The organism is Kribbella sp. NPDC056951, from assembly GCF_042674205.1.
GTDB lineage: Bacteria > Actinomycetota > Actinomycetes > Propionibacteriales > Kribbellaceae > Kribbella > Kribbella yunnanensis.
This window is the reverse complement of record NZ_JBHUQZ010000004.1, coordinates 295,262-317,479: the sequence shown is the minus strand read 5'-3', so window position 1 is coordinate 317,479 and position 22,218 is coordinate 295,262. Positions and strand designations below refer to the sequence as shown.

The window sequence follows — 22,218 nt, the reverse complement described above, 5'->3', positions numbered from 1 at the left end:
GCGGCTACTCTCCGCCGCTACCGTCGCCGTCCCCGGGGTTCAGCGACTCCCAGATCTCCTTGCACTCCGGACACACCGGAAACTTCTGCGGGTCCCGACTGGGCACCCACACCTTGCCGCACAACGCGACCACCGGCGTCCCCATCACCATCGCCTCGGTCAGCTTGTCCTTCGGCACATAGTGCGAGAACCGCTCGTGATCCCCGCCCTCCAGGGGCTGGGTCCGCTCATCGACAACCGTGTCCGCACCCGGGCTCAACTGCGTACTCATGCCCCGAGTGTAAGCCGCCCCGCCAGCCAACAGACACTTATCCACAGCCGGGGAACTCGTCGGGGCATCCCGGGGCAGATCACTGCACATTCTTGGTGTGACCAACCCAAGGAGGCACTATGAGTGCTGTGAACATGATGCCCACGCCGTTTCCGGCGGCCGGCCATCCGTCAACGCCGTTGACCAGGGCCGACCTCGACCTGATGCCCGATGACGGCCGCCGCTACGAGCTCATCGACGGGAATCTCCTGGTGAGCCCCGCGCCGGTGCCGCAGCATCAGCGTGCGGTTGGCGGCTTGCATGTCTTGCTGTATGCCGCCTGCCCGCAGGAGCTGGAAGTGTTTGTCGCTCCCTTGGACGTGGCCCTCGGGCCGGACACGGTCCTGCAGCCGGACCTCCTGGTCGCCCGGCACGCCGACGTGGGCGAGAAGGATCTTCCGGTTGCCCCGCTCCTCGCGGTCGAGGTGTTGTCACCGAGCACTCGCCGGTTCGATCTGATGCTGAAGTGGTCGCGGTATCAGGATGCCGGCTGTGCGGCGTACTGGGTGGTGGATCCCGACACGCCGAGTCTCATTGCGTGGGAACTGCGGGACGGGGCATATGTGCAGGTCGCGAAGGTCACCGGCGACGAAACGGCGTATCTGACGAGTCCGTTCGAGGTGTCCGTCGTGCCGGCGAATCTGTTCTGTCGGTGATGTCGGGTAACGTTCCTGTACGGCGTACTTGTCGTCGATCGGGGGAGTTCCGCCTGTGGAAATGCACGTGCCTGGTGGATCGGGCGTGCTTCCTCCGGCCTATCCGGACCGTGCTGCGTGGGGTACCGCGAGCAAGCTGCGGGCCTGGCAGGCGGAGGCGCTCACGTTGTACATGGAGACCAATCCGCGCGATTTCCTGGCGGTCGCGACGCCGGGAGCCGGGAAGACCACGTTCGCGCTGACGGTGGCGGCCGAGTTGCTGCAGCGGCGGGTGATCGACCGGATCACGGTGGTGACGCCGACCGAGCATCTGAAGGTGCAGTGGGCCGAGGCGGCGGACCGGGCCGGGATTGCGATCGATCCTGCCTTCGCCGGGCGGCGCGGGAAGACGAACCAGGACTTCACCGGGGTCGCGGTGACGTATGCCGGGGTCGCGGTGAATCCGCTGGCGTTCCGGGTGCGGACCGAGCGGTTCAAGACGCTGGTGATCCTGGACGAGGTGCACCACGGCGGGGACGCGCTCAGCTGGGGTGAAGGGGTGCGGGAGGCGTTCGAGCCGGCTGCCCGCCGGTTGTGCCTGACCGGTACGCCGTTCCGGTCCGACGACAACCCGATCCCGTTCGTCACGTACGAGCACGGGGCTGATGGGCACGCATGGAGCAAGGCCGACTACACGTACGGCTACGGCCACGCGCTGCGCGACCACGTCGTACGGCCGGTGATCTTCATGTCCTACTCCGGCGAGATGCGGTGGCGCACGAAGGCCGGTGATGAGGTCGCAGCCCGCCTGGGTGAGCCGCTGACGAAGGATCTGACCGCGCAGGCGCTGCGGACCGCGCTCGACCCCACCGGCGAGTGGATGGGCGCCGTACTGTCGGCTGCGGACAAGCGGCTGACCGAGGTACGGCGGCACATGCCGGATGCCGGTGGTCTGGTCATCTCCGGTGACCAGAACTCGGCCCGCGCGTATGCGAAGACCCTGCGCGAGATCACCGGGCAGGCGCCGACCGTCGTACTGTCCGACGAGAAGGCCGCGAGCAAGAAGATCGCGAAGTTCTCCGCGGACGAGTCGCGGTGGATGGTCGCGGTCCGGATGGTGTCCGAAGGGGTCGACGTACCGCGGCTGGCGGTCGGGGTCTACGCGACGCCGACCTCGACGCCGCTGTTCTTCGCGCAGGCGGTCGGGCGGTTCGTGCGAGCGCGCAAGCGCGGTGAGACCGCCTCGGTGTTCGTGCCCTCGGTGACCCGGTTGCTGAGTTTCGCCGCCGAGATGGAGGTCGAGCGCGACCACGTCCTCGGCCGCAAGAACAACAACGAGGACGGCGACATCTTCGCCCTCGAGGACGACCTGCTGAAGAAGGCGAACGAGGCCGAGGGCGCGAGCGACGAGCTGGACGCGAAGTTCGAGGCGCTCGGGTCGGATGCGAGCTTCGACCGGGTCGTCTTCGACGGTGGTGACTACGGGACCGGTGGGGACCAGGCGTCCGACGAGGAGCTGGACTTCCTCGGGCTGCCGGGCCTGCTGGAGCCCGACCAGGTGCGCGACCTCCTCCGCAAGCGGCAGGCGAAGTCGATCGCCGCGCAGAAGCGGTCGCAACGCGGTTCGGGCGAGGAGCGCGAGGACCCGACCCCGACCGAGCTCGCGACCCACGAGCAGATCGCCCTGCTGCGCCGCGAGCTCAACGGCCTGGTCGGCGCCTGGAACCATCGCACCGGCCAGCCGCACGGCGTCATTCACAACGAGCTGCGCCGCAAACTGGGCGGCCCGGCGGCCGCCCAGGCCTCCTCCACACAGCTGAAGGAGCGCATCGAGCTCATCCGCGACTGGGCCACCCAGCGCCGAGCCTGACGGTCTGAGAACGCCCCCACCCGGGTCATCGGGTGGGGGCGTTTTTGCGTGCGCGAGCTGTTGACCTTCCCGACGGAGTGCTGCAACATGCGACTACCGTCGTGCAAGAAATTAGCAAAGCATTGAAAATTTCAGATTTGCACGGTGCTGTCCGTCTATCCGCCCTCTGACGGAGGAGCCCTTATGCAAGGGAAGAGAAGTCCTGTCCGCCGGATCCTGACCGGGATGCTGGTGGCGGTGGTGGTCGCGGTGGGGCTGGTGCCCGCAGCGACCGCGGCCGTGACCGCGAACCTCGCCAAGACCTTGTCAGCCAGCAGTTCGGTCGGGGGATACCCCAGCACCAACGCGGCTGACGGCAACCAGAGCACGTACTGGGAGAGCGCCAACAACGCGTTCCCGCAGTGGATCCAGGCCGACCTGGGTTCCACCACGGACGTCAACCAGCTCACCCTGAAGCTGCCGAGCGGCTGGGGTGCCCGCACCCAGACCCTGTCGATCCAGGGCAGCACGAACGGTTCGACGTACGGCACGATCGTCACCGGTACGGCGTACAACTTCACCGGATCGAATGTCGTCACGATCGACTTCGGTACCACCGCGGCCCGCTACATCCGGCTGAACTTCACCGCGAACACGGGCTGGCCGGCCGCTCAACTGTCGGAGTTCGACCTGGCCGGACCTGGTGGCGGGCCCGTCGAACCCCCGACCGGTACGGATCTCGCGGCGAACAAGCCGATCGAGGCGTCCAGCGCGGTCTTCAACTTCGTCGCGACGAACGCGAACGACGGCAACGTCGGCACCTACTGGGAATCGAACGGGTTCCCGTCGACCCTGACCGTCAAGCTCGGTGCGAACGCCGACCTCAGCTCGCTCGTCGTCAGACTCAACCCCGACTCGGCCTGGGGTCCGCGCACGCAGAGCGTCGAGGTCCTCGGCCGTGAGCAGTCGGCGACCGCCTTCACCTCGATCAAGGCACGCGCCGACTACCAGTTCAACCCGAACAGCGCTGCCAACACGATCACCATCCCGGTCACCGGCCGGTACGCCGACGTACGGCTGCAGGTCTTCTCGAACACCGGCGCCCCCGGCGGCCAGGTCGCCGAACTGCAGGTCTTCGGTGCCGCGGCGCCGAACCCGGACCTGGTCGTCACCGCGGTCGACTGGTCCCCGGCCAGCCCGTCCGAGACCACGCCGATCACGCTCTCGGCGACGGTCAAGAACTCCGGTACGGCGGCCGCTCCCGCCAGCAGCCTGAACTTCCTGCTCGGCGGCTCAGTCGCTGGTACGGCTTCAGTGGGCGCACTCGCAGCAGGTGCTTCGGCCACGGTCACCGCGAACGTCGGGACCAAGCCGCAAGGCAGCTACACCGTCGCGGCGGTCGCCGACGCCGGTAACGCGGTCACCGAGCAGAGCGAAACCAACAACACGCTCCAGGCAACGAGTCAGCTCCAGGTCGCCCAGGCCCCCGGCCCGGACCTCCTGATCACCGGCATCACTTCGAACCCGTCGAACCCGGCACCGGGCACGGCCGTCTCCTTCACGGTTGCCGTGAACAACCGCGGTACGACGGCCGCCGGGGCGAGCACGACTCGGCTCGTCGTCGGGTCGACCACCCTCACCGGGGCCACCGGCACGATCGCCGCCGGTGCGACTGCCAACGTCGCGATCTCGGGCACGTGGACCGCGGTCAACGGTGGCGCCAACGTGGTTGGTACCGCCGACTCGGCGAATGCGGTCACCGAGACCAACGAGAACAACAACACGTTCACCAAGGCGATCGTGGTCGGCCGCGGCGCCGCCGTACCGTACACGTCGTACGAGGCGGAAGGAGCGGCGTACACCGGTGCACTCCTGACCACCGACCCGTTGCGCACCTTCGGTCACACCAACTTCGCCACCGAGTCGTCCGGCCGCTCGTCGGTCCGGCTCAACTCGACCGGTCAGTACGTCGAGTTCACCTCGACCGTGCAGACGAACTCGATCGTGGTCCGCAACTCGATCCCGGACTCGGCCAACGGCCAGGGCATCGACGCCACGATCAGCCTGTACGTCAACGGCACCTTCAAGCAGAAACTCAACCTGTCCTCGCACTACAGCTGGCTCTACGGCAACAGCGACGGCCCCGAGGCGCTGACCAACACCCCGGGCGGCGACGCGCGCCGGCTCTTCGACGAATCGCACGCCCTGCTCGGTACGTCGTACCCGGCCGGAACGAAGTTCAAGTTGCAGCGCGATTCCGGCGACACGGCGTCGTACTACATCGTCGACTCGATCGACCTCGAGCAAGTCGCCCCCGCTTTGGGTCAGCCTGCCGGTTGCACGTCGATCACCCAGTACGGCGCGGTCCCCGGAGACGGGATCGACGACGCGGACGCGATCCAGCGCGCGGTCACCGACGACCAGAACGGTGTGATCAGCTGCGTCTGGATCCCCGAAGGGCAGTGGCGGCAGGAGAAGAAGATCCTCACCGACGACCCGCTGAACCGGGGTCAGTTCAACCAGGTCGGGATCAGCAACGCCACGATCCGCGGTGCCGGCATGTGGTACTCGGTTCTCTACTCCACTACCGAACCGCAGAATGCCGGTGGCATCAACCACCCGCACGAAGGCAACTTCGGCTTCGACATCGACAAGAACGTGCAACTGTCGGACATCGCGATCTTCGGCTCCGGCCGGATCCGCGGCGGTGACGGCAACGCCGAAGGTGGCGTTGGCCTGAACGGCCGGTTCGGGACCGGGACGAAGATCACCAACGTCTGGATCGAGCACGCGAACGTCGGCGCCTGGGTCGGCCGCGACTTCGACAACATCCCCGAGCTGTGGGGTCCGGGCGACGGGCTCGAGTTCTCCGGAATGCGGATCCGCAACACCTACGCCGACGGCATCAACTTCGCCAACGGCACCCGCAACTCCAAGGTGTTCAACTCGTCGTTCCGGACCACCGGCGACGACGCGCTGGCCGTGTGGGCGAGCAAGTACGTCAAGGACCAGTCGGTCGACATCGGTCACGACAACTCGTTCACCAACAACACCGTCCAGCTGCCCTGGCGCGCCAACGGCATCGCGATCTACGGCGGCTACGGCAACAAGATCGAGAACAACCTGATCTACGACACGATGAACTACCCCGGCATCATGCTGGCCACCGACCACGACCCACTGCCGTTCTCGGGCACCACGCTGATCGCCAACAACGCGCTCTACCGCTGCGGCGGCGTCTTCTGGAACGAGGACCAGGAGTTCGGCGCGATCACGCTCTTCCCGTCGAATCTGCCGATCCCCGGCGTCACGATCCGCGACACCGAGATCCACGACTCGACGTACGACGGGATCCAGTTCAAGACCGGCGGCGGTGAGATGCCGAACGTCCAGCTCACCAACCTCCGCATCGACAAGTCGAACAACGGTTCCGGCATCCTCGCCATGGGCGGCGCCCGCGGCAGCGCCACCCTGACCAACGTCGTCGTCACGAACTCCCGCGACGGCGACATCACCAAGGAACCCGGCTCCACCTTCACCTTCACCGGGCAGTAGCGCCCACTGGCCTCGCACCCTGCTGCCCCAGGGTGCGAGGCCCTTGAGCCGTCGGACAAACTTGCCTCTGTGAAGCGGCTCGTGCGGGTACTGCGGCGAATCTTCGTCGTACTGGTGGTCATCTGGCTCGTCATCACCGGAGCGTCCCTGACCTACAACTTCGCCACCCGGGAACGCGCCGAGCCACCACCCGGGCTTAGATTCGTCCAGACCGCCGACCTGCAGACCCGGTACGACTCCTGGGGTACGACGGGTTCGCCGATCGTGCTCGTCCATGGCGCCGCCGAGTCGGTCGAATCGTGGTCCGCGCTCGTCCCCGTGCTGGCGCGGACACATCGTGTCTACGCCTACGACATCACCGGATACGGCTACAGCGAACGCAAAGCGCCGTACACGATCGAGCATCTCGCAGCGCAACTGCTCGGCTTCCTCGATGCGATGAAGTTGACCAAGCCGGTCCTGGTCGGTCACTCGCTGGGCGCCGGCGTGGTAGCCGAGGCCGCCCTGGAGCAGCCGGAGAAAGTCGGCGGCATCATGTTCCTCGACGGCGACGGCCTCCCCATCCCCGGCGGCGGCCCACCCCGAGCCGTCGTCAACACCCTCATCGTCGACCCCTACCGAACCAGCGCCCTCCGCCTGGTCCTAGGCTCCGACACCCTCATCCGCAACATCTACAACGACGCCTGCGCGGATCGGTGTGCCCCGCTCACCCACGACGAGGTCCAAGTCTGGACCCGCCCCTTCCGCCAGCAAGGCGCCGAGAAGGCGTTATGGCAAATGGTCGGCCGAGACATCCCCGCCGTCCAACCCGACCGCCTGGCCCTCCTCAAGAACTCCCCAGTCGCCAAATCAGTCCTCTTCGGTGCCCTGGACAACCAAGGCGGCTCCGCCGAACAAACCGCCACCCGAGTAGGCGCACCCCCACCCACCATCCTCCCCAACCAAGGCCACCTAACCCAGATCTCAGCCCCAACCGAAGTAGCCGCCGCCATAGAAGAACTAGTAGCCCGCAGCTAACCCCGTACGCCGACCTCCCGCGGCCGATCCCGCGTCGAACCCTCGCGGCCGACTACGCCCACTCCTACGTCGCGTGCTACGCAGTCCGCCCCACCCACCCTTCCCACACTCGCGACGCTCGCTCCACCTGCTCACTCCCCTCGCGAGTTGGCTCGCACGCTCGCTGTCGAAGGCAGGCGTTGTCGAGTGCTGTGGCGGTGTTCCGGCGGAGGTTTCCGTCTGGCCGCGTCGGGAAGGACACGTAGTAGTCGGTTGGAGAGCCCCTCGAACCAGTCGCCCAAGCGTGCAACGCGCTGCGGGAGGCAGGTAGTACGTGTCGTTAGCGACGAACCGCCCCGGAGGTAGCCGTCGGGGGTGGACCGGACACACAGGCCATCACAATCGCGCACCCCGGGTGCGAGGTGAGCGCGCGGAGCGGAATGAGTTGCAGATGTGATGGCCTGGGGGTCCGCCGTGTTGCGCTGACTAGCTCTCGAGGAGCTTTGAGGGTGAGCCTGGTGGGTGTCAGGATCTGGCTCATGAGCTACGACTTGGTGGTTTGGGCGGGGGCGCGGCCGGCGGATGGTGATGCGCTGGAGGAGTTGTACGAGGAACTGATGGAGCTCCAGGAAGACAATGACGACGACGAGACGCCGCCGAACCCGCGGTTGGTCGAGTTCGCGAATGCGTTGCTGGAGCGGTGGCCGGAGATGTCGGCCGGTGGGCCGTGGGTGGTCGAGCCGTTGATCGCGGACGCGGTGGGTGACCTGTTCCCGTTCGGGGTGCAGTTCGAGTACGCCGGTGAGGTCGCGGAGTACGCGGCTGTTCTCGCGGAGAAGCACGGCCTCGTGCTGTTCGACCCACAGGAGATGTAGGCCACCGACGATCACGCTCAGGTGGGAGTGCCTGCAGAGGACGCATCCGTCATGCCGCATCTCTCCCGCCGGAGCCGCCATCGCGATCCCGCATAGCCGCATCTCCCCCCGGGACCGCCTCAGCCCTCCGGGGGGACCGCCATCCCGATCCCGCATCGCCCCATCCCCCGTGAACCCATTCCGGTCCCGCACCACTGCACGCCGCCGACCACCTGTGGTCGGTCGCGAGCGGAGCGAGCAGGTTAGCGAGTGTTGCGAGCGCGCATGGAGTGGGTGGGCGGCCTGCGGAGCACGCGACGTAGGAGTGGGCGTCGTCAGGTCGCGACGGGGGAGATCACGTGAGGGACTGGGTGCCGATGACGTCGAGGAGGCGGACGGCTTGGTCTGAGGGGGTGCCGGGGTCGGCGGTGTAGAGGACTACTCGTTGGTCTCGGTCGGGGACTACGAGGATCTCGCAGATGACGTCTATGCGGCCGACTTCGGGGTGGAGGATGGTCTGGCAGAGGGATTGTTGGCGGGCTACCTCGTGGTGGGACCAGAGGTCGCGGAACTCGGGGCTGCCGGCCAGTAGATCGGCGATCAGGGTCGCAACGGCGGGGTCGTCGGGGTAGGTGGCGGAGGCGGCTCGGAGGTCGGCGGCGGCTTCGCGGGCGAACTCGCGGGTGGCTTCGGGGGTGAAGCGGGACTGGTCGCCGTTCAGGAAGCGTTGGCGGAGGAGGTTGCGGTCGCGGGGTGGGAGGGCGGAGAAGTCCGTGAGGAGGGCGGCGGCTTGGCGGTTCCAGGCCAGTACGTCGTACTTCGCGTCGAGGACGATGGCCGGGAGGTCCAGGCGGGCGATCATGCGGAGGACGCCGTCGCGGACGTCGGAGGGTGGGCCTGGGGGTGGGCCGGGTTGTTCGCCGGCCAGGCGGAAGAGGTGTGCTCGTTCGGCGTCGCTCAAGCGCAGCGCGCGGGCCAGGCCGGTGAGGACCGGGCGGGACGGGCGCGGGGCGCGGGCCTGTTCGAGGCGGGTGTAGTAGTCGGTGGACATGGTGGCGAGGGTGGCCACCTCCTCGCGGCGGAGACCGGGGGTACGGCGGCGCAGGCCGGCGGGGAGGCCGACATCGGCGGGGGTGAGGCGCTCTCGCCGTACTCGGAGGAACTCTGCCAGCTGTGCTCGGTCCACATCTCCATGGTTGCAGGCGGCGGGAACGCCAGACAGGGACTGCCGGTCCCAGGGTCGGCTCGCTCTGCCACGGGCGGCGGGCGCGCACCAGCCTGGGAGGCATGACTGAGAAGAAGATTGCGCTCGTCACGGGCGCCAACAAGGGCATCGGCAAGGAGATCGCGCGGCAGCTCGGCGAGGCTGGTTACCAGGTGCTCCTCGGATCGCGCGACCTGGGCCGCGGCGAGGAAGCAGCCAAGGACCTCGACGGTACGACGGCCGTCCAGCTCGAGGTCACCGACCCGGAGTCGGTGCAGGCGGCCGCGGATCAGATCGCGGCCGAGTACGGGCGGTTGGACGTGCTGATCAACAACGCGGCGATCATCCCGGTCGGGGACACTGCGGTGTCGGAGGTTGCGAGCGCCGTACTGCGGGATGGGTTCGAGACGAATGTGGTCGGGCTGGTCGCGGTGACGCAGGCGATGCTGCCGCTGTTGCGGAAGGCCGAGCAGGCGCGGATCGTCAACCTGTCCACGTCGCTGGCGTCGTTCACGCTGGTCGGGGATCCGGAGTCGCGGATGTCGACCGTGCGGACGGTCGGCTACAACGCGACCAAGGCGGCGGTGAACATGGTCACCGTCATGCTCGCCAACGAACTCCGCGACACCGGCATCCTCGTCAACGCCGCCGACCCCGGTAACTGTGCCACCGACATGGGCGGCTGGGACGCCGCCCGCACCCCAGCCCAAGGCGCCGCCGTAGCAGTCCGCCTAGCCACCCTGGACGAGACCGGCCCGACCGGCGAAGTACACGCCGAAGCCGGCCAGCTCCCCTGGTAGCTAACGTCCGACGATCCGGAGACCACGCCTGCGGGTCCTTCGGACGTTAGCGGGGAGCGGTGGTTAACGTCCGATGATGCGGAGACCACGCCTGCGGGTCCTTCGGACGTTAGATGAGGGCGCCGGACCAGGCTAGGGCTTGTTTCAGGAGCTGGCCTCGGCCGCCTTCTAGGTCGGCCAACAACGACGGGGCCTGGGCTTCCTCCGGCGTGAGCCAGGTTAGTTCCAGGGCGTCTTGGCGGGGGTTGCATTCGCCGGTGACCGGGACGACGTAGACGAGGGCTACGGCGTGCTGGCGGGGGTCGTGCAACGGTGTCAGGCCGGGCAGCGGGAAGTACTCGGCGACCGTGAAGGGGACCGGGCTGACCGGGAGGCGCGGGAAGGCCGCCGGGCCCAGGTCCTTTTCGATGTTGCGTTGGAGGGCGTCGCGGATGGTCTCGCCGTGGAAGACGCGGCCGGAGACCAGGGTTCGGACGATCTGGTTGGTCTGGGCCGAGCCGCGGAGCAGGACGCCGACGTGCTCGATGTGCCCGGTCGCGTCGACGCGGGCCGGGACGGCCTCGACGTAGAGGATCGGGACCCGGGAACGGGTCTCCTGCAGGGCCAGGTCGGACAGCCAGCCGGGGTTCGGGTCAGGCGTGCGCACAGAAGTCACAGGCACATCTTTACTTATGGCCGAAATGCCTCTCGGTAGCGGGTTGGACTCAGACCGAAATGGGCGCGGAAGCGGCGGGTGGCGTGGCTCGGGTCGGGCCAGCCGACGAGGGTGCCGATGGTGGCGATCGGGAGCTCGGTCTCGATGAGGAGGCCGGCTGCGCGCTCGGCGCGGAGGCGTTGCAGGTAGGCCATCGGGGACACCGCGACGGTCCGGCCGAAGAGGCGGACGAGGTAGCCGGGGGCTAGGTTCACGGCGGCGGCGAGGCGGTCGAGGGTCCACCCGGCGGTCAGGTCCGCTTCCAGCAACCGCATCGCATGCTGTACGGCGGGATGCCCGGCCGGCGCGCCGGCCGATCCGGACAGCAGCCCGAAGACGTCAGTCCCGAGGTAGGCGTTCCGCACGACCAACCCCTCGCACTGCGAGTACCCGTGCCACTGCCCAGGCCGCAGTACGACGACCGACCCGGCCGACAACTCCCGCGACCCATCGGCCGAGACATGTACGGCGGTCCCGGCCACCACGACCGCGATCTCGAAGAACGCGTGGCTGTGCGGCGCCACGTCGGCGTCGACCGCGAGCAATTCCTCGGCGACCGGCAGCCGGGGTTCCACGAAGACTTCACTGCTCAGGATCTTGTGCATGAGGTCAATTCCAGTCAAGGAGTGGTCAACAGCCGTCTGGTCGTCAACTTAACCGCACCACGAAGCTGGATGCATCAGATGCACAAGCTCAAGGAGCCGTGATGATCGACGAGAAGTCCATTTCTGCCTACCGCCGGGACGGCGTGGTCCGGGTCCGCAACGTCATCACGCCAGAGGAGGCGGCGAAGTTCCGGGACGCGGCCGTCGAGGTGAGCAGCCGAGCGAGCGACTACGCCGGTGGCTCGGCGATCTTCAACCAATACGTCAACGTCTGGCAGCAGAACGACGTACTGCGTGAGCTGACCCTGCACCCGCGAGTCGCCGAGGCTGCGACCGCGCTCGCCGGAGTACCGCTCAAGATGTGGCACGACCATCTGCTGATCAAACCGCCGCACAACGGGGCGGCGACCGAGTTCCACCAGGATGCGCCGTACTGGCCGCACAGCGGTTCGCGGCACTCGCTGTCGGCGTGGATCGCGCTGGTCGACGTACCGGTCGAGCGTGGTTGTATGACGTTCATCCCGGGCTCCCACGACCACCAAGGACTGCGCGCCCAGGACCTCGCGGACCGCGACGACCTGTTCCGCGTCGCGCCGGACCTGCGCTGGGACACGCGCCTGACGATCCCGCTGCGGGCCGGCGACTGCACCTTCCACAACGCGTATCTCGCGCACTCCGCGACCCCCAATCTCACCGATGACCCGCGGATCGCGCACGTGACGATCTACATCGACGCGGAGACGACGTACACGGGTGGCGGTCACGTCGTGAGCGACGGCCTGGACCTCACCCCGGGCCAGCCGCTCGACCACGAACGCTTCCCCCGAGTGAGTTAATTCACGTCATGACATAAAGTGAGGGTTCGTGCCGCTTCTCACCGATATCCGACCGCTCCGGGAGTCCGCCGATTTCCGCCGGTTGTGGATCGGGTCGACGGTGTCGCAGCTCGGTCAGCAGATGACCGCGGTGACCGTCTCGATCCAGGTGTACGCGCTCACGCACTCCACCTTCGCAGTCGGTCTCGTCGGCCTCTGCTCGCTCGTCCCGCTGGTCGTCTTCGGCCTGTACGGCGGCGCGATGGCCGACGCGATCGATCGGCGCCGGCTCGCGTTGTTCTCGTCCGGCGGTCTCTGGCTGCTGTCGATGGTCCTCGTCGTACAGTCCCAACTGCAGTGGAACCAGACCTGGATCCTGTACGGCGTCGTCGCCTGCCAGTCGGCGTGTTTCGCGGTGAACAACCCGGCGCGGGCGGCGATCATCCCGCGACTGATCCGGCCGGAACTGCTGCCGGCCGCGAACACGCTCAGCCAGGCCGCGTTCAACCTGGGCTTCACCGCCGGACCGCTGATCGGGGCGGCGGTGATCGCGTGGCACGGCTTCGCGGCGGCGTACCTGGTCGACGTGATCACGTTCACCGCGGCGCTCTACGCGCTGTTCCGGCTACCCCCGGTGCCACCGACCGGGCTGGTACGGCGGGCCGGGCTGCGGTCGGTGCTCGAAGGGTTCACGTTCTTGCGTGCCGCGCCCGCGTTGTTGGCGACGTTCCTCGCGGACATCCTGGCGATGGTGTTCGCGCAGCCGCGGGCGCTGTTCCCGGCGGTCGCGGGCGCGTTCTTCGCCGGGGGAGTGCGGACGGTCGGACTGCTACAGGCGGCACCGGCGATCGGCGCGCTCATCGGCGTGCTGTTCTCCGGCTGGGTCACCCGGATCCGGCGGCAGGGGATCGCGATCGTGGTCGCGATCACGGCGTACGCGATGGCTGTCGGGCTGTTCGGCCTGGCCCGCACGATCTGGTTGGGTGTCGCGCTGCTCGCGTTGTCGGGAGCGGCCGACATGGTCAGTTCGGCGTACCGGAACACCGTGCTGCAATCGGCGGCGCCGGACGCGATGCGCGGGCGGCTGCAGGGCGTCTTCATCGTGGTCGTGGCCGGTGGGCCACGCCTCGGAGACTTCGTCGCCGGTACGACGGCCTCCCTCACCACCCCGACTATTGCGCTGCTCGGCGGGGCCGGCGTCTGCATCATCGGACTGCTCATCCTGCTGGCCCGCAACCGCCCGTTCCGCGTCTACGACTCCGAAGTCCGGGCCCTGAGTTAGCCGCCCGTCACCAGCTTGCCGAGGATCTTCGGCCAGGAGGCGGCGTCCGGGTCGATCCGCTGCACGTCCTTGCCGCCGACAGTGACGACCTTGCGATTGCCGAGCGGCTGCTTGAGCTTGAGCGGGGTCAGCGACACACTGCCGGACTCGGAGCACGGCGTGTCGGCGTCGATGAAGGCCTTGATCTGGTCATCGCTCTCTTCGACGCGCAGGTCCATCGCGCACTCGATCGACGTACCGAACAGGAGGGTGTTGTTCTCGTACGCCGGCGGGTTCTGGATCCAGCGCAGGTACTTCGGGTTCTTCTTCTCCACCACCTGGTAAACCGTGATGGGCTGGGGCTTCTCCTCGAAGGACGGGCCGGTGCCGTCGCCGATGAAGGTCCCGAAGATCATCGAGATGCAGGGGTCGTCAGCCGCCTTGCTGTCGATCGCTCCGAAGGCGCTGGCGGCGGTGTAGCAGCCGTTGGACTCCCGATTCAGGCTGACGTTGAAACCGACCAGTGCGAACGCGCCGACCACCAGCAGCCCGGCGAGCATCCGCCGCGACTTGATCTGCTGGGCACCGAGCGTCCCGGCCGGCTTCCCGGCCTCGGCCTGCTCGTCCTCCGGGTACTGGCGGAACAGGTTCAGAACCGTCTTCGTCCACTGCGGATTGATCAGGGTGGGGATCGCGTAGAGCAGGATCAGCCCCACGATGACGGCGATGGCGGGGAGGAGCGCCCAGTAATTTCGCACGGCAGCAAGATACGTGGTCCAAGGGTTCCTGCACGACGGTGCCATTTACTGGGCTCCGCCCGAAATGCGGATAGGCTTCAGGAGTGCCCGCAGAGACCTCGCAGACGCTCGACCGGGGACTGACCGTCCTCGAGTTGCTGGCGGACGCGCCGGACGGTCTCTCGATCACCGAGCTGGCCGCCGCGCTACGGGTCAGCCGGACGGTCGTCTACCGCCTGGTGAACACGCTCGAGCTGCACCGCCTGGTGCGCCGCGACAGTGAAGGACGGGCCCGCCTCGGCCTCGCCGTCCTGCACTACAGCCGCCGCGTCCAGCCCACGCTGCGTGACGCAGCCCTCCCGGTCCTCCGCTCCCTGGCCGAAGACACCGGCGCCACCGCACACCTGACCGTCGCAGACGGTGACGAAGCCCTGGCCATCGCCGTCATCGAACCGTCCTGGACCGACTTCCACGTCTCCTACCGGATGGGTTCCCGGCACGCCCTCGACCAGGGCGCAGCCGGCAAGGCGATCCTGGCCGGCCGCCGCAAACCCGACCCCGCCGGCCGCCCCTTCGTCGTCACCTCCGGCGAACTCCAGGCCGGCGCCCAAGGCGTCTCCTCGCCGGTCCTCGGCGTACCAGGCGTCGAAGCCTCCATCGGCGTAGTAGTCCTCGGCAAACTCGACCGCGACTTCGTCGGCCCCCGCGTAGCCCGAGCCGCCGTAGAAGTAGCCAAACGCCTCGCCTGACTAACTCTTGGTCGCAGCCTCCACCAGCGGCAGGACTCGGTGGGGGATTTGTTCGGCCAGGGCGATCACGGTTGAGGCTCGTTGGATGTTGCGGACTTTGACTACCTGGTCGATGACGCGTTGGAGGTCGGCGTTGGAGCGGGCGACGATGCGGCACCAGAGGTCTTCGGCGCCGGTGATGGTGTGGACCTCGAGGACTTCGGGGATGCGGGCGAGGGCGGCGGCGACTGTCGTGTGACCGGAGCCTTGCTCGATCTGGAGGGTGGCGAAGGCGGTGACCGGGTAGCCGATGGCGGTGGTGTCGATGTCGGGGCCCCAGCCGCGGACTACGCCGTCGCGTTGGAGGCGGTCGAGGCGGGCCTGGACGGTACCGCGGGCGACGCCGAGGCGGCGGGATGCCTCCAGTACGCCGACTCGTGGCTCGGCCGCGAACAGCTCGAGGATCCGGGCATCCAGTGCATCGACCGACATGACGCCTCCTGCGATGGTCAGACTGACCAAATAGTCCAGCGGTACGACGTCAATACTAGACAGACTGACTAGGCAAATAGAGAACTGTTGCGCAACCTGCACGCATCGGACGAGGCTCGGCGTACTGATCCGAACCTGGAGGAGCCACCGATGACCAGCACCGACCTCACCCCCGCAGAGCTCGACGCCGATCTCGACCTCGACCAGCTCAAGCAACTCGTCGGCCTGGTGCCGTACGACGAGAGCACTGACCCGTTCCCGGTCACCGCGATGGACGCGGTGGTGTTCGTCGTCGGTAACGCCACCCAGACCGCGAAGTACTACCAGCTCGCCTTCGGGATGGACCTGGTCGCGTACTCCGGTCCGGAGCACGGCAACAAGGACCACAAGGCCTTCGTGCTGAAGGCGGGATCGGGCCGGTTCGTCATCACCGGCGGGGTCGCGCCGGACAGCCCGCTCAACGACCACCACCGCAAGCACGGCGACGGTGTCTCCGACATCGCGCTCGAGGTGCCGGATGTGGACAAGTGCATCAAGCACGCGCGTGAGCAGGGCGCGACCGTGCTCGAGGAGCCGAACGACATCAGCGACGAGCACGGCACGATCCGCCGGGCGGCCATCGCGGCGTACGGCGACACCCGGCACACGCTGATTGACCGCAGCAACTACCACGGCCCGTACCTGCCGGGGTTCGTCGCGGCCGAGACCCAGGTCCAGCGGCCGGAGGGGCACCCGAAGCGGTTGTTCCAGGCCATCGACCACGTCGTCGGCAATGTCGAGCTCGGTCTGATGGACGAGTGGGTGACGTTCTACAACAAGGTGATGGGCTTCGTGAACATGGCGGAGTTCGTCGGCGACGACATCGCCACCGACTACTCGGCGCTGATGAGCAAGGTGGTGGCCAACGGCAACCACCGGGTCAAGTTCCCGCTGAACGAGCCGGCCATCGCGAAGAAGAAGTCGCAGATCGACGAGTTCCTGGAGTTCTACGACGGCGCCGGCGCGCAGCACATCGCCTTGGCCACCAACGACATCCTGCGCACCGTGGACATCATGCGGGCCAACGGCGTCGAGTTCCTGAACACGCCGGACTCGTACTACGAGGACCCGGAACTGCGGGAGCGGATCGGTCACGTGCGGGCGCCGATCGAGGAGTTGCAGAAGCGAAAGATCCTCGTTGACCGCGACGAGGACGGCTACCTGCTGCAGATCTTCATGAAGCCGCTCGGCGACCGGCCGACGGTGTTCTACGAACTGATCGAGCGGCACGGTTCGCTGGGCTTCGGCAAGGGCAACTTCAAGGCCCTGTTCGAGGCGATCGAGCGCGAGCAGGAGCGCCGCGGCAACCTGTAATCGCTTGCCACGGGCAACGGGCGGCGGCGACACACCCGGATGTACGGCGTGTCGCCGTCCGATTACCGGAATGACTGTCAAGGCAGGGGTTGTTGGCGTAGTGTGCGCTACTGAACGCGCGTCGGGGCGTGTGTTCAGGAAGGGTTCGTCATGAAGACACTGGGCATTCTGCTCAGCACCGCCGGTCTGGCCGGAGTGGGCGCGATCGCGCTCGCCGCGGCGCCGGCCCAGGCAGCCGAGGCCGCTGCTTGTTCGGGTGCACGATCCATTTCGTCCGCGCAGATGCTGCGTGATCACCGTCCGCCGAGCTGGGGCTCGGTCCGGTTGATGCGCGACAACTGCTCGCAGTACTGGGCCGAGGTCGTGATGGACTCACGACTGCCGGCCAACGCCAGAGCCAACGCGTTCCTGGTGCAGTACGGCGGATCCAACAACGGCCGCGTGCTGAGCTGTGACAGCAGTGGCGGCAACGGCGCGGTCATTCAGGGCCAGCGCACCTGCCGCACACCCAAGGTGCGGGCCACCAACACCAACATCAGTTTCGCCGCGATCGGTCGTGAGTACCACAACTACGGCGGCGGCTACGAGGAGATCTCCGAGAACGCGACCCCCAAGGCCCGCTGAAACTCGGGACAAACCCCCGCCACGGCGCCGAGAACACTAGGCTCACAACATGAGTGAGGTGCTCGAGGAGCTGCGGCGGGTGTTGCCGCCTGAGGCGTTGGTGACCGATCCGGACCGGATGGAGAGTTACCGGTACGACCGGGCCATGTTCTGCCCGGCCGGGATGCCCATCGCCGTCGTACTGGCGCGGGAGACCGCGCATGTCCAGGCCGCCGTCAAGGTGGCGGCCGCGGCCGGGGTGCCGATCGTTCCGCAAGGGGCGCGATCAGGCCTGTCGGGGGCGGCGAACGCGCTCGACGGCTGCATCGTGATCTCGCTGGAGAAGATGGACAAGATCCTCGCGATCGAGCCCATCGACCGGTACGTCGTCACGCAGCCGGGCGTGTTCAACGCCGTACTGTCTCGTGCCGTGGCCGAGCAGGGGCTGTTCTACCCGCCGGATCCGTCCAGCTGGGAGTTCTGCTCGATCGGCGGCAACCTCTCCACGAACTCCGGCGGTCTGTGCTGCGTCAAGTACGGCGTCACTACCGACTACGTGCTCGGTCTCGAGGTGGTGCTGGCCGACGGCCGGATCCTGCGCACCGGTCGGAAGACCGTCAAGGGTGTCGCGGGATACGACCTGACCAAGCTGATCGTCGGCAGCGAGGGGACGCTCGGCATCATCACCGAGGCGACCCTGGCGCTGCGTCCGGAGACCGCTCGCCCGCGGACGATGGCGGCGCTGTTCAGCTCCGGTGTCGCGGCCGGCGAAGCGATCGTCGAGATCATCCGCAGCGGCGTCTCGCTGAGCCTGCTGGAGATCATGGACCGTACGACGATCGCCGCCGTGAACTCGTACAAGCGGATGGATCTGCCGACCGAGGCGGCCGCGATGCTGATCGCCCAGTCCGACGCGGGTGGTGAGGCGGGCGCGGCCGATGTCGCCGCGGTGGCCAAGCTCTGTCGCGACCACGGTGCGATCGAGTGCATCGAGGCGGACGACCCGGCCGAGGGCGAGCTGCTGCTGGAGGCCCGGCGGGCGGCTCTGATCGCGCTCGACCAACTCGGTACGACGATGATCGACGACGTCTGTGTTCCGCGGTCCCGGCTGGCCGACTTCATTGGTGCGGTCGAGGCGCTGGCCACCGAGCTCGACATTACTGTCGGTGTGCTGGGGCATGCTGGTGACGGCAACATGCACCCGACGGTGGTCTTCGATCCGACCGATCCGGACCAGGCCAACCGGGCGCAACAAGCGTTTGACCGAATCATGGAGATTGGCCTGGAGTTGGGTGGCACCATCACTGGCGAGCACGGGGTCGGCGTACTGAAACGAACCTGGCTGGCCGAGGAGATCGGTCCGGTCGCGGTCGACGTGCACCGGGCGATCAAGGCCGCGCTCGACCCGGGAAATCTGCTGAATCCCGGCAAAGTGGTGGAGAGCTGAGGGCTGTGACCCAACCGCAACGGAACTGCCGAGGCCATTCGACGTCCATGGCCGTCGAATGTGACGTGAGCCCAGCACTATGGAAGGTAGTTGTCTGAATCTCCCGGGGGAATCATCGATGAGGCAGGGTAGGAGGCGCCCTATGCGTATGCAGCGCCTGCTCGCCCCTGCCGTCGCGGCCGTGGCGGCGCTGGCCGTCCTGTCCGGCTGTGGGAACGGCAGCGGCCTGCGGGTCGAGGGCGCCGAGCCGGCCGACGCGAATTCGGTCAGTCCGCGGGTCTCTGCGCCGACAACTTCCAGCTCTCCCGGGGTGCGCGCGAAGCCCGTGACGCCCGCCCCGCTGACCCAGATCCGGACCAAATTGCTCGCCGACAAGGCGCTCGACAGCTACTCGCGGTCGGTTCTGGTGAAATGCACAGTGATTTCGCGTTGCCTCGGCCCGGGTCCGACCGTTGATGTTATGCACAACGGTGTTCCCCAGCAGGTCGTCTACATCCACACCCTGGACAAGTTCGTGTTCGGCGCCTTCCTGATGGCGCTCGAACCGGGCGGCCCGCGGCGGATCTGGGCCCTGAAGGTGGATCAGCCGACGATCAACGCTAGTCCCCAGGGCGACCTGGTGGTCGAATCCGAAAACTTCCAGCCGGATGACAAGCCCTGCTGCCCCTCCGGGCGCAAGGTCGAGGTCTACCGTTGGGACGGTCGGCAGATGGCCAAGGTGAGCTCGACGGACCAAAAGGGAGACTGAAGTTCGGTGGTACCGGAAGAACCGGCAGCGCGCATTCTCATGGTCGAGGACGACGCGGTGATCCGTGAGGCAACCCAGTTGACCCTCGAGCGGCACGGCTACGACGTCACCACGGCCGAGGACGGCCTGGAGGCGATCGAGCGATTCGAGAAGATCCATCCCGATGTGGTGATGCTGGACATCATGCTCCCCGGGCTGGACGGGATCTCGGTGTGCCGCCGGATCCGGGAGACGAGCACGGTCCCGATCGTGATGGTGTCCGCGCGCGGTGACGCGCTCGACGTCGTCCTCGGGCTCGAGGCGGGTGCCGACGACTACGTCACCAAGCCGTTCGACACCCAGGTCCTGGTGGCGCGGCTGCGAGCCGTGTTGCGGCGGGCGGTCTCCGACCCTGAGCGCCCGGCCCCGGCCGCGGGCTCTGGCGTGGAGTCGTTCGGCGACCTCGAGCTGGATCGCGAGGCTCTGGAGGTACGCCGTAGTGGCGCGACCGTCCAGTTGACGCCGACCGAGCTCAAGCTCCTGATCGAGTTCGCGAACAACCCGGGTGTCGTGCTCAGCCGGTCCACGCTGCTGCAGCGGGTCTGGGACTACGAATGGGGTGGCGACGGCCGCCTCGTCGACGTCCACCTGCAGCGTCTGCGGACCAAGATCGGTGCCGACCGCATCGAAACGGTCCGCGGATTCGGATACAAGCTCAGGGCGTGACATGGGCCTGAGGGGCAAACTCGGGCTCATCTTCCTGCTGGTCTCGGCGCTGGCGATCCTGGTGCTCTGCGTGGCGGTCTACACGCAGGCCCAGTCGGCGCGCCTGGACCGGACGCGGAGCTTCGCCGACGAGCGGCTGCAGCTCGCGGCGCAGAATTACGACCAGACCGAGATCCCGGTGTTCGGGTCGAAGGTCGACGATCCGGAGCTGCCGCCGCAGCTGCGGGCCGCGGTGCTGGAGGGGAAGCGGGCGACGTTCAAGACCGGTTCCCCGAACGCGAAGATGTGGGCGGCGGTGACGGTCAAGGACGGCAAGATCCTCTCGATCGTGCAGGACTACGAGACCACCGACGACTCGATGCGCGCGCTGCAGCAGGCGCTGATCGTCGGCGGTCTGGGCACGGTCGGCCTGGTCGCGCTGGTCAGCGTGATCCTGGCCGGCGGCCTGTCCAAACGAATCGTGGCAGTTGCCGGTACGGCGCGCCGGATCGCGGCTGGTGATCTCGACGCGTCGGCGACCGAGGTGGTCGGCAAGGGCAAGGACGAGGTGTCGTCGTTGGCCGGGGCGTTGGACACCATGGCGAGTTCGCTGCGCGGTCAGTTGGAGGCGGAGCGCCGGTTCACCGCCGACGTCGCCCACGACCTGCGGACACCGGTCACCGGGCTGACCACCGCGGCCGAGTTGCTGCCGCCCGGTCGGCCGAGTGAGCTGGTCCGGGACCGCGCGAAGGTGCTGCGCCGATTGGTCGAGGACCTGCTGGAGATCGCCCGGTTCGACTCCGGCGTGGAGCAGGCCGATCTGGAGCTGGTCGGGCTCGGGGCGTTCGTCGGGTCCGCGGTCGCGCGGTTGCGGATGCAGCAATCGCTCGCGCCGGACAGCGTCGTCGTACAGCTGAACGGGAAGGACGAGACGGTCTCGACCGATTCGCGCCGGATCGAGCGCATCCTGGCGAACCTGATCGTCAACGGTCTGCGCCACGGCCGCCCGCCGATCGAGGTGACGGTCACCGGCCGGATCGTCGAGGTCGTTGACCACGGCAACGGCTACCCCGAGGAATTGATTGCCGAGGGCCCCCGTCGGTTCCGCTCCGGGATGGCCGAGCGCGGTGTCGGCCACGGTCTCGGTCTCACCATCGCGGCCGGGCATGCCAAGGTCCTCGGGGCCGAGCTCACTTTCGGCACCGCCCCGGATGGCGGAGCGCTGGCTCGACTTGTCCTGCCAGCACTGGAAAGTGACGCCTAGGAGCTGTGACGAAGTCTTAACACAACCTCTTGCGGAGTCAGGGCGTCTCCTCTGGTGAAAGGCTCACCGAGGGCCTGGAACAACGAGGGGCTAATTTTCAATGTCTGAGGCAAACATCATCCGCAACCGTTCGCAGTTCGTCCGTCGTACCGCCGCCACCGTCGCGGGTATCGCTCTCGCCGCCACCGGGTTCGGTGTCGCCGGCGCACTGCAGGCCAACGCCGCGGACACGAAGCCGGTCGCCGTCACGCAGCCGGCCGTGGCCAAGTCGGTCACCATCAAGTCGGACAAGACCACCGCCAAGGCGTGGGCCAAGGTTTCGTTCACCGGCAAGACCACCGGCATCGCCAAGGGCACGGTCGTCCAGGTGCAGCGCCTGGAGAACAACAAGTGGGTCAACTTCCCGGCCACCACCAAGGTCACCTCGAAGTCCACCTACTCGGTGTGGGTCCAGAGCGGCCGCGTCGGCGTCAACAAGTTCCGCGTCGTCGCCGCCAAGACCGCCAGCGCCCCGGTCGCCGTCACTATCACCAAGTGAGCTGAACCAAAACCAGCGGCGCCCGGCTCCCCTCGGGGAGAAGCCG

At 67.6% G+C, this 22,218-nt stretch carries 22 protein-coding genes; 16 read left to right on the top strand and 6 right to left on the bottom strand.

Translation table 11 applies throughout. The annotated features are described in order from the left end of the window. Positions 1–4: 4 nt before the first annotated feature. Complete coding sequence (locus tag ACFTSF_RS19565) at positions 5–271, bottom strand: DUF3039 domain-containing protein (protein WP_380155077.1); 267 nt, start codon at positions 269–271, stop codon at positions 5–7. Between the two features lie 119 nt (positions 272–390). On the opposite strand from ACFTSF_RS19565, the gene ACFTSF_RS19560 reads away from it, so the two are divergent. From ACFTSF_RS19560 to ACFTSF_RS19540, 5 genes are all read left to right on the top strand, one after another. Beyond that, positions 391–966 (top strand): Uma2 family endonuclease, encoded by a 576-nt coding sequence (locus ACFTSF_RS19560; protein WP_380155076.1) that lies wholly within the window; start codon positions 391–393, stop codon positions 964–966. 61 nt (positions 967–1,027) lie between these two features. Beyond that, complete coding sequence (locus ACFTSF_RS19555) at positions 1,028–2,815, top strand: DEAD/DEAH box helicase (protein ID WP_380155295.1); 1,788 nt, start codon at positions 1,028–1,030, stop codon at positions 2,813–2,815. Positions 2,816–2,998: 183 nt separating this feature from the next. After that, positions 2,999–6,349, top strand: coding sequence for a CARDB domain-containing protein (locus ACFTSF_RS19550; protein WP_380155075.1), 3,351 nt, complete (start codon positions 2,999–3,001; stop codon positions 6,347–6,349). 69 nt (positions 6,350–6,418) lie between these two features. Continuing rightward, a complete protein-coding gene (locus ACFTSF_RS19545) occupies positions 6,419–7,366 on the top strand; it encodes an alpha/beta fold hydrolase (RefSeq protein ID WP_380155074.1) in 948 nt (315 codons plus the stop codon). A 518-nt stretch (positions 7,367–7,884) separates the two neighbouring features. Next, complete coding sequence (locus tag ACFTSF_RS19540; RefSeq protein WP_380155073.1) at positions 7,885–8,220, top strand: hypothetical protein; 336 nt, start codon at positions 7,885–7,887, stop codon at positions 8,218–8,220. A gap of 334 nt (positions 8,221–8,554) precedes the next feature. Here the strand turns inward: ACFTSF_RS19540 and ACFTSF_RS19535 are convergent, their stop codons facing one another. Further along, positions 8,555–9,385, bottom strand: a complete 831-nt coding sequence (locus ACFTSF_RS19535) for a helix-turn-helix transcriptional regulator (protein WP_380155072.1) — start codon at positions 9,383–9,385, stop codon at positions 8,555–8,557. 101 nt (positions 9,386–9,486) lie between these two features. Between ACFTSF_RS19535 and ACFTSF_RS19530 the strand changes: the two genes are divergently transcribed. Beyond that, complete coding sequence (locus tag ACFTSF_RS19530) at positions 9,487–10,203, top strand: SDR family NAD(P)-dependent oxidoreductase (protein ID WP_380155071.1); 717 nt, start codon at positions 9,487–9,489, stop codon at positions 10,201–10,203. Positions 10,204–10,312: 109 nt separating this feature from the next. Here ACFTSF_RS19530 and ACFTSF_RS19525 read toward each other — a convergent pair whose 3' ends face one another. Together ACFTSF_RS19525 and ACFTSF_RS19520 are read right to left on the bottom strand one after the other, a co-directional pair. Next, on the bottom strand, positions 10,313–10,858 hold the full coding sequence (locus ACFTSF_RS19525) for an NUDIX hydrolase family protein (protein ID WP_380155070.1): 546 nt from the start codon (positions 10,856–10,858) through the stop codon (positions 10,313–10,315). Between the two features lie 14 nt (positions 10,859–10,872). Then, complete coding sequence (locus ACFTSF_RS19520) at positions 10,873–11,502, bottom strand: helix-turn-helix domain-containing protein (protein ID WP_380155069.1); 630 nt, start codon at positions 11,500–11,502, stop codon at positions 10,873–10,875. A gap of 101 nt (positions 11,503–11,603) precedes the next feature. Between ACFTSF_RS19520 and ACFTSF_RS19515 the strand changes: the two genes are divergently transcribed. Continuing rightward, positions 11,604–12,338, top strand: coding sequence for a phytanoyl-CoA dioxygenase family protein (locus ACFTSF_RS19515; RefSeq protein ID WP_380155068.1), 735 nt, complete (start codon positions 11,604–11,606; stop codon positions 12,336–12,338). A 28-nt stretch (positions 12,339–12,366) separates the two neighbouring features. Continuing rightward, a complete protein-coding gene (locus tag ACFTSF_RS19510) occupies positions 12,367–13,599 on the top strand; it encodes an MFS transporter (protein ID WP_380155067.1) in 1,233 nt (410 codons plus the stop codon). On the opposite strand, the gene ACFTSF_RS19505 is transcribed toward ACFTSF_RS19510, so the two are convergent. Continuing rightward, a complete protein-coding gene (locus ACFTSF_RS19505) occupies positions 13,596–14,336 on the bottom strand; it encodes a hypothetical protein (protein WP_344152604.1) in 741 nt (246 codons plus the stop codon). The genes ACFTSF_RS19510 and ACFTSF_RS19505 overlap by 4 nt on opposite strands. Before the next feature lie 83 nt (positions 14,337–14,419). Here ACFTSF_RS19505 and ACFTSF_RS19500 point away from each other — a divergent pair, with 83 nt between their 5' ends. Further along, complete coding sequence (locus tag ACFTSF_RS19500) at positions 14,420–15,064, top strand: IclR family transcriptional regulator (RefSeq protein WP_132409924.1); 645 nt, start codon at positions 14,420–14,422, stop codon at positions 15,062–15,064. Here ACFTSF_RS19500 and ACFTSF_RS19495 read toward each other — a convergent pair whose 3' ends face one another. Further along, entirely contained in the window at positions 15,065–15,535 is a 471-nt protein-coding gene (locus ACFTSF_RS19495; RefSeq protein WP_380155066.1) for an Lrp/AsnC family transcriptional regulator, read from the bottom strand. 150 nt (positions 15,536–15,685) lie between these two features. Between ACFTSF_RS19495 and hppD the strand changes: the two genes are divergently transcribed. From hppD to ACFTSF_RS19460, 7 genes are all read left to right on the top strand, one after another. Next, positions 15,686–16,888: a 4-hydroxyphenylpyruvate dioxygenase gene (hppD, locus tag ACFTSF_RS19490; RefSeq protein ID WP_344152594.1), complete on the top strand. Its 1,203-nt coding sequence runs from the start codon at positions 15,686–15,688 to the stop codon at positions 16,886–16,888. Positions 16,889–17,038: 150 nt separating this feature from the next. Beyond that, positions 17,039–17,512 (top strand): hypothetical protein, encoded by a 474-nt coding sequence (locus ACFTSF_RS19485; protein ID WP_380155065.1) that lies wholly within the window; start codon positions 17,039–17,041, stop codon positions 17,510–17,512. A gap of 49 nt (positions 17,513–17,561) precedes the next feature. Then, on the top strand, positions 17,562–18,938 hold the full coding sequence (locus tag ACFTSF_RS19480; protein WP_380155064.1) for an FAD-binding oxidoreductase: 1,377 nt from the start codon (positions 17,562–17,564) through the stop codon (positions 18,936–18,938). A gap of 148 nt (positions 18,939–19,086) precedes the next feature. Beyond that, entirely contained in the window at positions 19,087–19,686 is a 600-nt protein-coding gene (locus tag ACFTSF_RS19475; protein ID WP_380155063.1) for a hypothetical protein, read from the top strand. Between the two features lie 6 nt (positions 19,687–19,692). Then, complete coding sequence (gene cseB / locus ACFTSF_RS19470; RefSeq protein WP_132409936.1) at positions 19,693–20,391, top strand: two-component system response regulator CseB; 699 nt, start codon at positions 19,693–19,695, stop codon at positions 20,389–20,391. 1 nt (position 20,392) lies between these two features. Next, complete coding sequence (locus ACFTSF_RS19465) at positions 20,393–21,634, top strand: HAMP domain-containing sensor histidine kinase (protein ID WP_344152580.1); 1,242 nt, start codon at positions 20,393–20,395, stop codon at positions 21,632–21,634. Positions 21,635–21,734: 100 nt separating this feature from the next. After that, a complete protein-coding gene (locus ACFTSF_RS19460) occupies positions 21,735–22,172 on the top strand; it encodes a hypothetical protein (protein ID WP_380155062.1) in 438 nt (145 codons plus the stop codon). The last annotated feature ends 46 nt before the right edge of the window (positions 22,173–22,218 follow it).

What these genes read in the sequence shown, in the direction of transcription:
- ACFTSF_RS19565 (WP_380155077.1), bottom strand. Translation starts at nt 271, where the DNA reads ATGAGTACGCAGTTGAGCCCGGGTGCGGACACGGTTGTCGATGAGCGG.
- ACFTSF_RS19560 (WP_380155076.1), top strand. Translation starts at nt 391, where the DNA reads ATGAGTGCTGTGAACATGATGCCCACGCCGTTTCCGGCGGCCGGCCAT.
- ACFTSF_RS19555 (WP_380155295.1), top strand. Translation starts at nt 1,028, where the DNA reads ATGCACGTGCCTGGTGGATCGGGCGTGCTTCCTCCGGCCTATCCGGAC.
- ACFTSF_RS19550 (WP_380155075.1), top strand. Translation starts at nt 2,999, where the DNA reads ATGCAAGGGAAGAGAAGTCCTGTCCGCCGGATCCTGACCGGGATGCTG.
- ACFTSF_RS19540 (WP_380155073.1), top strand. Translation starts at nt 7,885, where the DNA reads ATGAGCTACGACTTGGTGGTTTGGGCGGGGGCGCGGCCGGCGGATGGT.
- ACFTSF_RS19530 (WP_380155071.1), top strand. Translation starts at nt 9,487, where the DNA reads ATGACTGAGAAGAAGATTGCGCTCGTCACGGGCGCCAACAAGGGCATC.
- ACFTSF_RS19520 (WP_380155069.1), bottom strand. Translation starts at nt 11,502, where the DNA reads ATGCACAAGATCCTGAGCAGTGAAGTCTTCGTGGAACCCCGGCTGCCG.
- ACFTSF_RS19515 (WP_380155068.1), top strand. Translation starts at nt 11,604, where the DNA reads ATGATCGACGAGAAGTCCATTTCTGCCTACCGCCGGGACGGCGTGGTC.
- ACFTSF_RS19495 (WP_380155066.1), bottom strand. Translation starts at nt 15,535, where the DNA reads ATGTCGGTCGATGCACTGGATGCCCGGATCCTCGAGCTGTTCGCGGCC.
- hppD (WP_344152594.1), top strand. Translation starts at nt 15,686, where the DNA reads ATGACCAGCACCGACCTCACCCCCGCAGAGCTCGACGCCGATCTCGAC.
- ACFTSF_RS19485 (WP_380155065.1), top strand. Translation starts at nt 17,039, where the DNA reads ATGAAGACACTGGGCATTCTGCTCAGCACCGCCGGTCTGGCCGGAGTG.
- ACFTSF_RS19480 (WP_380155064.1), top strand. Translation starts at nt 17,562, where the DNA reads ATGAGTGAGGTGCTCGAGGAGCTGCGGCGGGTGTTGCCGCCTGAGGCG.
- ACFTSF_RS19475 (WP_380155063.1), top strand. Translation starts at nt 19,087, where the DNA reads ATGCAGCGCCTGCTCGCCCCTGCCGTCGCGGCCGTGGCGGCGCTGGCC.
- ACFTSF_RS19465 (WP_344152580.1), top strand. Translation starts at nt 20,393, where the DNA reads ATGGGCCTGAGGGGCAAACTCGGGCTCATCTTCCTGCTGGTCTCGGCG.
- ACFTSF_RS19460 (WP_380155062.1), top strand. Translation starts at nt 21,735, where the DNA reads ATGTCTGAGGCAAACATCATCCGCAACCGTTCGCAGTTCGTCCGTCGT.